Raw genomic sequence first — 14,584 nt, forward strand, 5'->3', positions numbered from 1 at the left:
GGACATGACCATCAAAAGCATCTTCCACCTCCTGGCCGGCTGCACCGCACTGGGTTTTGCAGCCTGCACCGGGACCGGCCCCGCTATTGCTCCCAAAGCAAAGGTGAGCATCATCCCGCTGCCCGCCCGGCTGCAGGAAACCAGGGATTCTTTTTTGCTGGACAAACAAACCGTGCTGGTCGCCGCGTCTGAAGAAGACCGGCAGACCGCCGCGCTGTTCAACGCTTACTTTTCCATGTTAAGCGGCTACGATCTCAAAGTGCAGGACAGCGGCACGCATAACGTCATCATCCTGCAAAGCAACCCGAAAGAACAACCGGGCATGGCCGAAACCTACGCGCTGAAAGTGGGTAAAGACCAGGTCACCGTTACCGGCGATGACGCCGCGGGCACGTTCTATGGCATGCAGACGCTGTTGCAGCTGCTTCCCGTGCAGAAAGCGGAAGCTTTCTGGATTGCGGGCGTGGACATCTACGATCATCCCCGCTTCTCCTACCGCGGGCTGCACCTGGATGTAGGCCGGCATTTCTTCCCGGTGGAGTTCATCAAAAAATATATCGACCTGCTGGCGATGCATAAAATGAACACCTTCCACTGGCATCTCACGGAAGACCAGGGCTGGCGCATCGAGATCAAAAAATATCCGCGGCTGCAGGAAGTAGCGTCCCGCCGGAAGGAGTCCATGGTGGGGCATTACAAAGATCAGAAGTTCGATGGAAAGCCTTATGGCGGCTTCTATACACAAGAACAGATCAAGGAGGTGGTGGCCTATGCCGCCGAAAGGCATGTGACCGTGATACCGGAAATAGAATTGCCGGGGCACTCGCTCGCCGCGCTGGCAGCCTATCCGCACCTCGGTTGCTCCGGCGGGCCTTATGAAGTAGGTACCACATGGGGCGTGCTGGATGACATATACTGCGCCGGCAACGATTCCGTGTTTACCTTCCTGCAGGACGTGCTGGATGAAGTGATGATCCTCTTCCCCGGCAAATACATCCACATCGGCGGTGATGAAAGCCCCAAAACCCGCTGGGAAAAATGCCCGAAATGCCAGAAACGGATCAAAGAAAACGGTTTGAAAGACGAGCATGCGCTGCAGAGCTATTTCATTCAGCGCATTGAAAAATACCTGAACAGCAAGGGACGGCAGATCATCGGCTGGGACGAAATACTGGAAGGCGGCCTCGCGCCGAACGCCACCGTGATGAGCTGGCGCGGCATCGAAGGCGGCATTGCCGCGGCCAAACAGCATCACAACGTGATCATGACGCCCGGCAACTATGTGTACCTCGACCATTACCAGTCGCAAGGCAAGAACGAGCCCGTCGCCATCGGCGGCTTCACGCCCGTGAGCAAGGTATATTCCTACGAGCCCGTGCCCGCGGAGCTGAGCGCGGAAGAACGCAAATTCATCCTCGGCGCGCAGGGCAATGTATGGACGGAGTACATCAAGAACGCAGAGCACGTGGAATACATGGTATATCCCCGCGCCACCGCCCTCGCGGAAGTGCTGTGGACGCAACCGGAGAAAAAGAACTACGACAATTTCCTCGAACGGCTTAAATCGCACTTCCGCCGCCTGGAACTGAAAAACGTGAACTACGCAAAGCATGTATTTGAAGTGCGCGGCGTAGTGGAAAGCGGAGAAAACGGCGGCGTGCAGGTGAAGCTGGACAGCAAGCTGGATGGCGGAAAGATATTTTACACGACCGACAGCTCCGCCCCCACCGCGCAATCCACACCCTACACCGCGCCCATCAAAGTAGAACACACCGGCATCATCAGGGGAGCGGTGTTCCAGGGCGACCGGATGTACGGCAATGAATTCCAGCAGGCATTTCAACTCCACAAAGCGGTAGGCAAAACAGTTACACTGGCCCGCCCGCCGCACCAGAACTACGATCCCGGCAGTTCCTTTGTGCTGGTGAACGGCATCCGAGGCGCCGTGGAATTCAACGATAACCAGTGGACCGGCTACAACGGCAGCAACTTTGAAGCGGTAGTGGACCTTGGCGATTCCACAGCGATCAAAACCATCACCATCGGCCTGCTGCAGGCAAAAGACCAATGGATCTATGCCCCGAAGCAGATCGATTTTTATGTTTCGCAGGATGGGAAAACATATAAGAACGTATTCAAGCTGACCGGCCTGAATGAAAGCAATGAAAATGGCATCATGCAGAAAACAGCTGTGCTGGAAAATACAAAAGCACGTTATGTGAAATTCGTGGCACTGAATGCCGGCGTTATCCCGAAAGGCAAGCCCGGCGAAGGAAGCCCGGCCTGGTTGTTTGTGGATGAGCTGATCGTAAACTAGACATATTGCAGACGAAAGCGGAAGCCCTTGCGAAAGCAGGGGCTTTCTGCTTTTTTGGATTAATTTAGCGGCAACACAATACGTTCATGGGAAAGAAAGCCATCGTCATATCATTCAACGGCAAATCAAATGCCGGCGGTGTAGAGCGGGTCGTTTATTATATCGATGCATATTTTAACAGCAGGGGCATCGAAACAAAGATCATCGACGAACGCTTCCTGCTGGGTTCGTTTGTCGGGAAACTGTACGCGCGGCTGTTCAATTACCGCCACTTCAGAAAGCGTAAAAGTATTTACCTCGCCCGCTATGCCTCCGCCTGGCTGTGGATAACGGGGCAATGGCGCAACATCGTGATCTCGCATGGCGAGTCGGCGCCTTTTTTTCCGGTGGATTTTCTTTTCATTCACGGCAGCTACCACGCGATGGAGCTGGCCTACGGCAAGCCGGACGAAAAACTGAGCAGGATGGCGAACCTCCAGCGCCGGGCCTGCCGCTATGCCAAAGCGATCATTGCCGTTTCGGAAAAAGTAAAGCAGGACCTTGCCCGTTACTACGGAACAGATCTGCAAAAAGTACGTGTCCTTAATAACTGCGTGGATACCCAACGTTTTTTCCCCGTTCAAGGAAACAATGATAACGTCACCAGGGTGCTGTTCGTCGGGCGCCTTGAGAACGGAAAAGGGCTGGCTGCCTTACAGCGCCTGGCGGAAATAATAGAGCAGGCGGATAACTGGGAACTGGTCATCGCCTGTAACCATGCGGGAAACAGCGGGCTATTCTCCGCATTCAAACATACTAAGGTGAAAACGGGATTGACGGTGGAGAATATTAACGAGGAGGCTTACACGAAAGCAGACCTGATGTTTTTCCCTTCCCGTTTCGAAGGATTTGAGATGGTCACCCTGGAAGCCCTCGCGGCGGGAATCCCTGTTGCAGCCTATCCCGTAGGCGCGGCGGCAGAGCTGTCCCGGCGGCATTTTCCCGGCGTGCATCTGCTGGAAGCGCTGAACGACGATATCTTATCCCGCTTCACACAGATCATCACCGGCTTCAGGGCATCCATAACTCCACAGGAGCTGCATCAGCGCGTGAAAGACGAGTTCGGGATAGATGTATACATGCAAAAGCTGGACACTATTTTGGGGCCAGCGTTCTTTCATAACGCACAAAAAAACGATGCGCCAACCGCAGGCTGATATCGCTCAGCCACAGCCCCACCTTCAGCATGAACACCCTTTTGCGGTATGCCCTGTACAAACCCTTACGGTGAAATGTAACGTCTTTCCGGTGCATGCGCAGGTGTTCCAGGAACAGGCGGGCAGCGTCATCATCCGCTCCCTTTCCATCCACATACACTTCAAAATATCCACCGTACAATAATACTCTCGCGTTGTGAAAGCGGTAATAGCCGGCACGGTATTGCCCGAATATGTTCTCCCGGATGAGAAAGTCTTTGACCCATGCGTCGGCGGTATAGAATTTCGATATTTTTTCTGCGGAAATGAGGGCGCCTGTGGTAGAGCGTGCCGCCACGCTCTTTTCCCGGATAAAGTATTCGTAGAGGGCGCCGGAGATGCGGGCGATCTTTTTAGCATGGTATGCAGCCTCAAGGAAGAACGGCGTATCTTCAAAAACAGCCAGCCGGAACCGGATGCGATGCTGCTCCAGCAGGGAACGCCGGTAAAGCTTGCCCATCGTGGCCGTATTCAGCTTTTCCTTCCGATGGGAGTTTTCCGCAAAGAAGCTGTCCAGGTGATCGTCCGCAGCAAAACTGCCGGGCTCATATTCAAAGCTGCTGATCGTTTCCAGGTCATTATCGGGCTTTCTTACTTTACGGAACCCGAAGCAAACAATATCCGCGTCCACATCCAGCGCCTGTTTTATACAATCCTCCACGGTGTTCAAAGCGATCCTGTCGTCACCATCCACAAAAATCACATATTCGCCCGAAGCTGTATCCAGCCCATGGTTACGGGCAGCGCCTGCGCCCGCGTTCTCCTGCGTGAGCACCCGGATGCGTTGGTCTCGCTGCGCGGAAGCCTGTAAAACGGCCAGGGAGCCGTCTGTTGATCCGTCATTGACGAAGATGATCTCCGCATGTAACCAGCTTTGATTCACCAGCGAATCAATACAGGCAGGGAGCCAGGGTTCCACGTTATATACAGGTACTATAATGCTGACCAAAGGGTTCTTCATATGCGTCAAAAATAATTCTATTCCCTAAATCTCCGGGAACAAAATGCTTCCCGCAAACACCGGTCTGTTGCCACATAAAAAAACCGGCACAGAAGTGCCGGTCCATCCTATTGTATGCTATTCATGTTTCTTTTACACCTTTTTGTTTACCCATAAGGTCCACTTTGCATCAAACTTGTACCATTCGCCGCCCGGCCCTCTCCATTTCCATTCCGGCACTTCCGAAAAGTTCTTTCCGCCGTCCGTTGTCCACCACAGCTTCCCCTCACCGATCTTTAACCATTTGCCATGCTTGTCCGCCCACATGCCTCCTTCCACAGACACCCACTTTTTTCCGTCTGTGCTCCACCATAATTGCGCGTTTTTGTCCAGCTTGTACCAATACGTTTTCCCGTCTTTCTTTCCCGCCCAAATGCCGGTAGGAGATATTTTCCAGTCTGCGATAGCGGCGGGGATCAACAAACCACTACCGACGGGGTTCACAACCGGCATCGCGGCAGTACCTGCCACACTCATCAGGAAAGCGCCTGAAACCGCTAAAAGCATCTTTCTCATCTATACCTATAATTACGCGGCAGAAAGCATTTTGGATTTTTAGAAGGGTACGGATAACATTTATCCTGTTAATGGGGGTTTTCGATGGCGAAATATAAATTTCCACGCACAATCCCTGTATTTTATTTAATTTTCGGGCTCGTTTTTGAAAACGCATAAAAACTTGAAAAATGACCATTAATCACCAGGAAATTGAACTGATCGACAGTTTCGAACAGATTTCCGTGGAAATCCACCCTACGGCGAAGGAAGGATCGCAAGCCGTAGCGAAGGAAATTGCTACTCTTATTCGCGAAAAACAGGCAGCAAAAGAGCCCGCAGTACTGGGTCTCGCCACAGGATCAACACCCAAATACCTTTACGCAGAGCTGGTACGGCTCCACAAGGAAGAGGGCCTCAGCTTTAAAAACGTGGTTACCTTCAACCTCGACGAGTATTATCCCATTGAGCCGGACGCTTTACAGAGCTACAACCGGTTCATGAAAGAACAGTTATTCAATCACATCGATATTCCGGAAGGCAATTATCACATTCCTGACGGAACCGTGCCCAAGGAGCAGATCAAAGCCTACGCGGAAGCCTACGAGCGCAAGATCGAGGAAGCCGGCGGCATAGACATCCAGATCCTCGGCATCGGCACCAACGGCCACATCGGCTTCAACGAACCGGGCTCCAGCATCAATTCACATACCCGCCTGGTGACGCTGGACAATTCCACCCGCCTGTCCAATGCCTTCGAGTTCTCCAACATGAGCCAGGTACCCCGCCTCGCGGTAACCACCGGCATCAGCACCATCATGAAGGCCAAAAAGGTGATCCTCCTGGCCTGGGGTACCCACAAAGCAAAGATCGTCTGCCGCTCCGTAGAAGGCAACAGCACCGACCAGGTGCCCGCCTCCCTGCTTCAGCAGCACCGCAACTGCAAGTTCGTGGTAGACGAGCAGGCAGCCACCGAGCTGACCCGCAACAAAGAGCCCTGGCTCACCGGCGACTGCGAATGGACGCCCAAGCTGATCCGCAAAGCGGTGACCAGCCTGGCGCTCAAGCTGAACAAGCCCATCCTCATGCTCACGGATAAAGATTATAACAACAACGGCCTGAACGACCTCATCGTACAATACGGCTCCGCCTATGAGCTGAACATCGAAGAGTTCAACGCCATCCGCGATACCATCACCGGCTGGCCCGGCGGCAAACCCGGCGCACAGCTGCCGAACCACCCCGAGCGCTCAAAGCCCGAACACAAACGCGCGCTCATCTTCTCCCCGCACCCGGACGATGACATCATCTCCATGGGCGGCACCTTCATCCGCCTGCACGAGCAGGGGCACGACGTGCACGTAGCTTACCAGACCTCCGGCAACATTGCCGTAACAGACGAGTTCCTGCTGCGCTTTATCGATTTTGCCGTAGGCTTCGAAGGCATGTTCGACATCGACCGCGCCAAAAGCTCCCAGATACTGGAAGACGCCAAGGCATTCATCCAGATCAAAAAGCCAAGCCAGAAAGATACCCCGGAGATCCGCGCCATCAAAGGGCTGATCCGCCGCTGCGAAGCGAAGGCCACCTGCCGCTATGTTGGCATCCCCGAGGAAAACGTGCACTTCCAGAACCTGCCCTTCTACGAAACCGGCCTGGTGGAAAAGAAACCGATGGGCGAAGAGGACATCCAGCTGACGGTAGACCTGCTGCGCCAGATCAAGCCGCACCAGATCTTCTGCGCGGGCGACCTCGCCGATCCGCACGGCACCCACAAGGTATGCCTGGACACCATCTTTGCCGCACTGGAAAGAGTGAAAGGCGACGACTGGGCGAAAGACTGCTGGGTATGGCTCTATAAAGGCGCATGGCAGGAATGGGATATCCACGAGATCGAAATGGCCGTGCCCATGAGCCCCGACCAGGTGATGCAGAAACGCCTCGGCATCTTCATCCACCAGAGCCAGAAAGACGTGGTTCCCTTCCAGGGCACCGACTCCCGCGAGTTCTGGCAGCGCGCCGAAGAACGCAACGCCAACACCGCGGAGCTGTACGACAAACTGGGCCTGCAGAAATACGCCGCCATGGAAGCGTTCGTGCGCTATCACTTTATGTAGAATGTTCGTTTTTATACACCACAAACGGTCCCGGCAACCCCGGGGCCGTTTTGCTTTTTTATGTAACTTTGGACATGAGTGTTTCCCTCCTGGCAGGACTGGTCATAGGGCTGATAGCAGGCAGCCTGGGCAGTTATCTCCTCCTCCGAAAATACTACCTCCCCACTCACCACGCCCTCACACGGCAACAGGTAAACGAAGAATACGTTGTGCGGGACATGTACGACAACCTGCTGTATAACCTCCAGGAAAAAGAAAAAGAGCTCGAAAGCAAAAGGAACGACATTCTCCGCTTCAGCAACGAAGTGTCCGCCCTGCTCAAGGAAAAGGAACAGATGGCGGATTTCGGGCGGGAACTGGCCCGGATACACGAAGCCAACCGCGAACAGTTCCGCAACCTCGCCACAGACATCCTCAGGGAAAAAAGCCGCGACCTGGCGGACAACAACAAGACCACGCTCGATCATATACTCGCCCCGTTGAAAAACGACATCGGGCAATTCAAAAAAACGATCGAGGATACCCGCAAGGAAGATATACAGGACATCACCTCCCTGAAAAAAGAGATCGAATCCTTGCACAGGCTGAACATGCAGCTGAGCGAAGATGCGCAGAAGCTCGCAGGCGCGCTGAAATCGGACGTAAAGGTACAGGGCGGATGGGGGGAAGACCGGCTGAAGCTGATCCTCGAAGCGGAAGGATTGCAGAAGTATATCGATTACACGAGCGAAGAAGTATACCGCGATACGGAAGCGGAAAGAAACCGCCGGCCCGATTTCATCCTGAAGCTGCCGGACGGCAAGCACCTGGTGATAGACAGCAAGGTATCGCTGAATGCCTACGTATCTTATTTCAACGCCAGCGATCCTGAAGAAAAAAGACTGTTCATCAAACAACTCGTGCGCAATATCAACGATCACATCGACGAGCTGTCCGCCAAAAATTATCATTCGCTCGGCAGCCTCCGCACGCCGGATTTCATATTCATGTTCATGCACTTCGAATCCGCGCTCACGCTGGCGCTGAACGAAAACCCGGATATCTTCAACCGCGCCCTGAAAAAGAAGATCGTGCTGATCACGCCGTCCACCCTCGCGGCCACGTTCAAGATCGTAAGGCTGCTGTGGCAGAACGAAAACAGGGTGCGGAACGTGGAAGAGATCTTCCGGCAATGCGGGTTACTGTACGACAAATTCATCCTTTTCCTGGACGAAATGCAGAAGATCGGCCATAACCTCCGGCAGGCCAGCCTTTCGCATGACGAAGCGATGAAAAGACTGAAAGACGGCAAACGGAAAAGCGATACCATCATCGGAAAATTTGAATTGATAAAGGAACTGGACGCAAAGACAGGCAAAAGCCTGCCTGATAATATCACAACGGAAATGGATATACTTTTCCCGGAAAATGACAAGCAGGACTAATCGCTAACTATATGCACATTCATTATCTCCAACATGCGGCTTTTGAGGGCCTCGGCTGTATTGCCGACTGGATCGATGTAAAAGGTCATACCGTGAGCGCGACAAAATGCTATGAAGATGCTTCCTTCCCCGATCCGCAGAACGTGAACATGCTGATCGTTATGGGCGGGCCGATGGGCGTGTACGACGAAAAAACCTATCCCTGGCTGGCCGCGGAAAAAACGTTCATCCGCGCCGCAATTGACGCCGGGAAGCCGGTGTTGGGCATTTGCCTCGGCGCACAGCTGATCGCCGCGGCGCTGGGCGCGCGCGTTTACCGCAACGGGCAAAAGGAGATCGGCTGGTTCCCCGCGCAGCTGAGCGAAGAGCTGGCGCCCGCGGAAGCCACGGTCTTTCACTGGCACGGCGATACTTTCGACCTGCCAGAGAACGCCGTCCACCTGGGATCTACAGCCGTTACGCCCAACCAGGCGTTCCGCATCGGAGAAAAAGTTTTCGCGCTGCAATTCCATTTTGAAGTAACGCCCGCTGCCGTGGAAAGCATGATACAGCATTGCGGGGATGAGCTGACGCCCGGTGAATTTGTGCAACCGGCTGCCGAAATGCGCGCCGGTGCGCATTATTGCGCTGCTACCAATGCGTGGATGTTCGAGCTGCTCAACAGGATGGAAAAATTGGTTTAAATTTAGGGATGGAGAAACACGTAGCATTATTGATCATCGGCGGCGGGCCGATAGGTCTGGCTTGCGCGCTGGCCGCGCAAAAAGAAGGGATTGAATACCTGATCATCGAGCGGGGATGCCTGGTGAATTCGCTGTACCGCTATCCGCTGAATATGACATTTTTCTCCACCAGCGAGCGGCTGGAAATCGGCGGTATTCCTTTCGTGTCCAACAATGCCAAACCCACCCGCCCCGAAGCGCTCGAATATTACCGCCGCGTAGCCACTTCCAAAAACGTCAACATCCATCTTTTTGAAACAGTGGAAGCCGTGAAACCCGAAAACGGCCACTACAAGGTTATCACCAGCAAACAGATATACACCGCGCGCTTCATCGTGATCGCCACCGGTTTTTATGATATTCCCAACCTGCTGAACATCCCCGGCGAACATCTCCCCAAGGTCACCCACTACTATAAAGACCCGCATTTCTACGCCACACAGCGCGTAGTCGTGGTCGGCGCCAACAACTCTTCCGTGGACGCGGCGCTGGAAACCTACCGCAAGGGAGCGGACGTAACCATGGTGATCCGCGAAGGCGAGATCGGGAAACGGGTGAAATACTGGGTGAAGCCGGACATTGAGAACCGCATCAGCGAAGGCAGCATCAAGGCTTATTTTTATTCAACGTTAACGGCTATACGGGAAAATGAAGTGGATATTAAAACGCCGGAGGGAATGGTTACTATCCCGAATGATTTTGTGATCGCGGCCACGGGGTATCAGCCGGATTTCAACTTTTTGGAGAAAACGGGCATCGCATTATCGCCTGATGAAATAAGGTGCCCGACTTACAATCCCGAAACGATGGAAACCAATATGCCCGGCATATTCCTGGCGGGCGTGGTTTGCGGCGGGATGAATACCCACAAGTGGTTCATCGAAAATTCGCGGGAGCATGCGGAGCAGATCATGCGGGCGATCGGGAATTATAAAGCGTAATGGTGTACGCGGCAAAACCGGTGGTTCAGCGCATATGGTTACACCCGTCAAACTATATTCACCTCCCTTTCCAACACCACACCAAACTTTTCCTTCACGCTGTCCACCACTTTCCAGGAAAGCTCCACCAGCTCCTCCCCTTTTGCATTGCCGTAATTGACCAGCACCAGGGCCTGCCGGGCATGCACGCCTGCATCTCCGTTGCGGTATCCCTTCCATCCGCATTGCTCGATCAGCCAGCCTGCCGCCAGCTTGAAGTGATCGCCGGGTAGCGGATAGGCCACGACCTCCGGGAATGCTTCTTTCAGTGCTTCATATTTTTCGCGGGTAACTTCGGGGTTCTTGAAGAAGCTGCCGGCATTCCCGATTTTCGCGGGATCGGGAAGTTTGGAAGAGCGGATGTTGATCACCGCATCACTGATGGCGCGGACGCTCGGTGTAGTAACGCCCATGCGTTCCAGCTCCTGCTCTATCGCTCCGTAGCTGGTATTGAAATACGGTTTTTTATTCAATTTATAAGTGACGTTGAGGATCACGAACTGATCTTTATATTCCCGTTTGAAAACACTTTCGCGGTAGCCGAAAGCGCAGGCTTCCTTATTGAATTTCACCAGCGCGTGATCGGACAGGTGAAAAGCTTCCAGCTCATAAAAGGTATCCTTGATCTCCACGCCATACGCGCCGATGTTCTGCATCGGGCTGGCGCCCACATTGCCGGGGATCAGGGAAAGGTTCTCCAGTCCCGCGAGGCCCTGCGCAATACAATGCATCACAAACCCGTGCCAGTTCTCGCCTGCTCCCGCCTGCACATATACAAACTCCTCATCTTCCCGCACCACACGAATCCCTTTCAATTCATTCTTCAGCACAATGCCATCAAAGTCTTGCGTTAACAGGATGTTGCTGCCACCGCCCAGGATGAGCCTGCGCGCATGTTTCCATTCGGGCGCCGCGAGCACGGTCAGCAATTCTTCCTGTGAGCGGAAAGCGGTGAAATAACGGGCCGAAGCATCAATGCCGAATGTGTTGTAAGGCCGGAGCGAAACGTTTTCCAGTACATTCATGGAGTGATCAGTCTTTTTTAACGGAACAAATATAGTTAACAATCTACACGCAATCCACGTCGGGCGTGATCACCACGGAACGGAACTGCTTTTCGATCAGCAGCTGGGAGAAATATTCCTTCAGCATGTGCTTGATCTGCGCGATCTTTTTGGAGTCTCTCGGCAGCTTGATCAGCATCTCCTGCAGGTAGAATCCCCGCACGCGGCTGACCAGCGGCGCAGCGGGCCCCACCAGCAGCGCCCCCAATTGCGGACGAAGCCAGTTGCCGAGTATCAGGGCCGCCTGCTCCGCAGTCGGCTGCTTCTTGTGCCGCACGGTGATCTTCATCAGCCGGAAAAACGGCGGATAGCCGAATTTCTCCCGCTCGGCGATCTCCCGTTCGTACATTGATTTATAATTATGCGCGGTGACATCGTGCAATACCGGATGCTGCGTGTTGCTGGCCTGGATGATCACCTTTCCCTGCCCATCCCGCCGTCCGGAGCGGCCGCTAACCTGCTCCATCAGCTGAAAAGCGCGTTCGTTCACCCGGAAGTCCGGGTAGCTCAGCAGGCTGTCCGCGCTGATGATGCCCACGAGGTTCACGTTCTCGAAATCCAGTCCCTTCACCACCATCTGCGTGCCCACGAGGATGTCGATCTCCTTCTGTTCCAGCAGCGCGATCATTTTGTTATGGCTGTCCTTGCTGCGGATGGCGTCTATGTCCATGCGCGCGATGCGGGCTTCGGGGAACAGCTGCTGCAAGTCTTCCTCGATCTTTTCCGTTCCGAAGTTCTTTGGTATGAGCGTCTGGCTGCCGCAGGCGGCGCAGGTGTAGATGTAAGGGTAACGGGTGCCGCAATAATGGCAGTGCAGTTTGTCCTGGTGCTTGTGCCAGGTAAGCGACACATCGCACTGTTTGCAGTTGGGTATCCAGCCGCAGGTGGTGCACAGCAGGAAGGGCGCATAGCCGCGGCGGTTCTGGAAAAGGATCACCTGCTTGCCGTCCTGCAGGGACTGCCGGATGCCTTCACGCAATACGGAGGTGAGGTTGTTCACCACTTCCTTCAGCGCCAGTTCCTTTTTCAGGTCCACGATCTCGATCTGCGGCATGGCCGTGCCGCCGAAGCGCTCCTGCAATTCCACCAGCCCGTATTTTCCCTGTTTTGCGTTATGGTAGGATTCGAGGGATGGCGTCGCCGAGCCGAGCAATACTTTTGCCTTGAACAGGGCCGCATAATAGATGGCGGCATCGCGGGCATGGTAGCGCGGAGCCGGGTCCTGCTGCTTGAAGGAGCCATCGTGCTCTTCGTCCAGTATGATCAGCCCCAGGTCGCGGAAAGGCAGCAGGAGGCTGGACCTTGCGCCCAGTACGATCCGTATCTCGCCGCTTTTGACCTTGTTCCATATTTCCACCCGCTCGTTATTGGAAAAGCGGGAATGATAAATGCCGATCTGCCCGCCGAAATGTTTCCGCAGGCGGCGGACGATCTGCGCCGTCAGCGCGATTTCCGGCAGCAGGTACAGTACCTGTTTGCCTGATGCGAGGCTTTCCTCCATCAGCTTAACGTAGAGTTCGGTTTTTCCGCTGGACGTAACCCCGTGCAGCAGCGTCACCTGCTTTTCCGCAAAGCACCGCCGCACCGCCGCCAGCGCGTTTTCCTGCGCGGGGCTGAGGATGAAATCGATCTGCGCTTCCATCTTCCCCATACGGATGCGGTCCACCGTCCGTTTATCGACCTGCAATATCTGCTTATCCACCAGCCCTTTCAACTGTGCGGCCGAAGCGCCGGATTTCTTCAGCAGCTCGCTCTGGATAACGTCGCCCTGCGTTTTCAGCAGATGGAGGTAAGCAAGCAGCAGCTCCATTTGTTTCGGCGCGCGCGCCAGCTCATCGAACAGCGGCGCCAGCTCTTCCTCGTTTTCGTACGCCGGGTTGAGTATGATGTAGTTTTCTTTCTTTTCTTTATACGCCTCCTTCAGTTCTTCATACACCAGGCACACCTGCTTTTCGATCAGCTTCTTGATCACGGAATACACATCAGACCTGTCCAGTATCAGCTGCACCTCCCCGATCCGCAGCTCCTTGCGGATGTTGAGCGCTTCCGCCACGAGGTATTCATGATCGTCCAGCATCGTAAAATCATCCCCGAAAGCATCGTTGAACAGCAGCACTGTTTCGCTGGACAGCTTGAGGTGGGCCGGAAGGGCGGCATTCAGCACATCGCCTTCATTGCACATGTAGTATTGCGCGATCCATTCCCAGAAGGCTAACTGTGTGGGATATACGACAGGTTCTTTGTCCAGCAAATCCATGATAGGTTTCGTCTTGTAAGCGGACGGCGCCTGTTCATGGATCGCCTTTACGATGCCGGCGTATTTCTTCTGCCTGCCGAGCGGCACGGCCACACGGCTGCCCACGCGGATGCTGTCTGCCATTTCCGGCGGCACGGCATACGTGTAGTTCCTGGGCAGCGCCAGGGGTAATATGACATCGGCAAATTTCATATAACCTGCAAGGCAGGATAGTTGCGGTATTTACGTAATTCTTCTTCCATCATCTGCCGTACCTGCTTTTTCAGTTGCGGCACATCTTCCATGGTGAGGCCCGCTACAGGTACGGGCGGCAGGAATACCACGCGGCAGGGGCCGGGGTTCAGTGACATGAACTTTATCTTGGCGAGGCGGGCATGGTTGTCCACGTACAAAACAGGACGTATCTGCGTCTGCGTTTCAACCGCGATGCGGAACGCGCCGCTGTGGAAAGGCAGCAAAGGTTGCTCCGTTTCATTGGTGGTGCCTTCGGGGAAGATCAGCAGGGAAACATTTTTCCGGATCATGTACAGCATGTCGCGCATGCTCTGGGCGCGGCTTTTGGCCGTCTTACGGTCCACCGGCACCACGGAACGGCTGTAGATCAATCCGAATAAAGGGATCTTCGACAATTCACTTTTACCCAGCGGCCGGAAGGGCAAGGGCATTACTTTCACCGCCAGCGCGGCATCCAGGTAGGAAGAGTGATTGGCGAGGTAAATGCAGGGCTCGCTGGTCCTGGGTGACAGCCATTTCTTTTTCACGATGATGCCCACCGCGGGAAACCAGACGTGTGCCCAAAAGCGCAGGAAATAAAATACGATGTTGCCTCCTTTCACCTTTCCCAGGAAGGAGACCAGCACGATCGGCGGCAGGATCAGGAACATGATCGCCAGCCAGATGATCAAAGCGTAGAGGCTGTAGAGCGCCTGTAAACATTTCAGTAACACACCCATAAAACCGGAAAGATAAGGAA

At 54.3% G+C, this 14,584-nt stretch carries 11 protein-coding genes; 6 read left to right on the forward strand and 5 right to left on the reverse strand.

Annotation, left to right across the window (positions count from 1 at the left end; translation table 11 throughout):
• The first annotated feature begins 4 nt into the window (after positions 1–4).
• Together CCY01nite_RS00815 and CCY01nite_RS00820 are read left to right on the forward strand one after the other, a co-directional pair.
• On the forward strand, positions 5–2,317 hold the full coding sequence (locus tag CCY01nite_RS00815) for a glycoside hydrolase family 20 protein (RefSeq protein ID WP_146857408.1): 2,313 nt from the start codon (positions 5–7) through the stop codon (positions 2,315–2,317).
• Positions 2,318–2,403: 86 nt separating this feature from the next.
• A complete protein-coding gene (locus CCY01nite_RS00820; RefSeq protein ID WP_146857409.1) occupies positions 2,404–3,513 on the forward strand; it encodes a glycosyltransferase family 4 protein in 1,110 nt (369 codons plus the stop codon).
• Here the strand turns inward: CCY01nite_RS00820 and CCY01nite_RS00825 are convergent.
• Together CCY01nite_RS00825 and CCY01nite_RS00830 are read right to left on the reverse strand one after the other, a co-directional pair.
• Positions 3,452–4,513 (reverse strand): glycosyltransferase family 2 protein, encoded by a 1,062-nt coding sequence (locus CCY01nite_RS00825; protein ID WP_146857410.1) that lies wholly within the window; start codon positions 4,511–4,513, stop codon positions 3,452–3,454. The two genes, CCY01nite_RS00820 and CCY01nite_RS00825, sit on opposite strands and share 62 nt — an antisense overlap.
• 132 nt (positions 4,514–4,645) lie before the next feature.
• Positions 4,646–5,068 (reverse strand): hypothetical protein, encoded by a 423-nt coding sequence (locus CCY01nite_RS00830; protein WP_146857411.1) that lies wholly within the window; start codon positions 5,066–5,068, stop codon positions 4,646–4,648.
• Between the two features lie 170 nt (positions 5,069–5,238).
• On the opposite strand from CCY01nite_RS00830, the gene nagB reads away from it, so the two are divergent.
• From nagB to CCY01nite_RS00850, 4 genes are all read left to right on the forward strand, one after another.
• Complete coding sequence (gene nagB / locus CCY01nite_RS00835; RefSeq protein ID WP_146857412.1) at positions 5,239–7,164, forward strand: glucosamine-6-phosphate deaminase; 1,926 nt, start codon at positions 5,239–5,241, stop codon at positions 7,162–7,164.
• A gap of 74 nt (positions 7,165–7,238) precedes the next feature.
• Positions 7,239–8,588 (forward strand): DNA recombination protein RmuC, encoded by a 1,350-nt coding sequence (locus CCY01nite_RS00840; RefSeq protein WP_146857413.1) that lies wholly within the window; start codon positions 7,239–7,241, stop codon positions 8,586–8,588.
• A gap of 11 nt (positions 8,589–8,599) precedes the next feature.
• Positions 8,600–9,271 carry a type 1 glutamine amidotransferase gene (locus CCY01nite_RS00845; RefSeq protein ID WP_146857414.1) on the forward strand — a complete coding sequence of 224 codons (672 nt, stop codon included), beginning with the start codon at positions 8,600–8,602 and terminating at the stop codon, positions 9,269–9,271.
• Between the two features lie 8 nt (positions 9,272–9,279).
• Complete coding sequence (locus tag CCY01nite_RS00850) at positions 9,280–10,251, forward strand: YpdA family putative bacillithiol disulfide reductase (protein WP_146857415.1); 972 nt, start codon at positions 9,280–9,282, stop codon at positions 10,249–10,251.
• A 47-nt stretch (positions 10,252–10,298) separates the two neighbouring features.
• Here CCY01nite_RS00850 and murB read toward each other — a convergent pair whose 3' ends face one another.
• From murB to CCY01nite_RS00865, 3 genes are read right to left on the reverse strand one after another with little or no spacing between them, the layout of a single operon-like run.
• Positions 10,299–11,315 (reverse strand): UDP-N-acetylmuramate dehydrogenase, encoded by a 1,017-nt coding sequence (gene murB, locus CCY01nite_RS00855; protein WP_146857416.1) that lies wholly within the window; start codon positions 11,313–11,315, stop codon positions 10,299–10,301.
• Positions 11,316–11,358: 43 nt separating this feature from the next.
• Complete coding sequence (priA, locus tag CCY01nite_RS00860) at positions 11,359–13,803, reverse strand: replication restart helicase PriA (RefSeq protein ID WP_146857417.1); 2,445 nt, start codon at positions 13,801–13,803, stop codon at positions 11,359–11,361.
• Positions 13,800–14,564, reverse strand: a complete 765-nt coding sequence (locus tag CCY01nite_RS00865) for a lysophospholipid acyltransferase family protein (protein ID WP_146857418.1) — start codon at positions 14,562–14,564, stop codon at positions 13,800–13,802. The genes priA and CCY01nite_RS00865 overlap by 4 nt, the downstream gene beginning before the upstream one ends.
• Positions 14,565–14,584: the final 20 nt, after the last annotated feature.

Origin of the sequence: Chitinophaga cymbidii (assembly GCF_007992715.1) — a bacterium.
Classification (GTDB): domain Bacteria; phylum Bacteroidota; class Bacteroidia; order Chitinophagales; family Chitinophagaceae; genus Chitinophaga; species Chitinophaga cymbidii.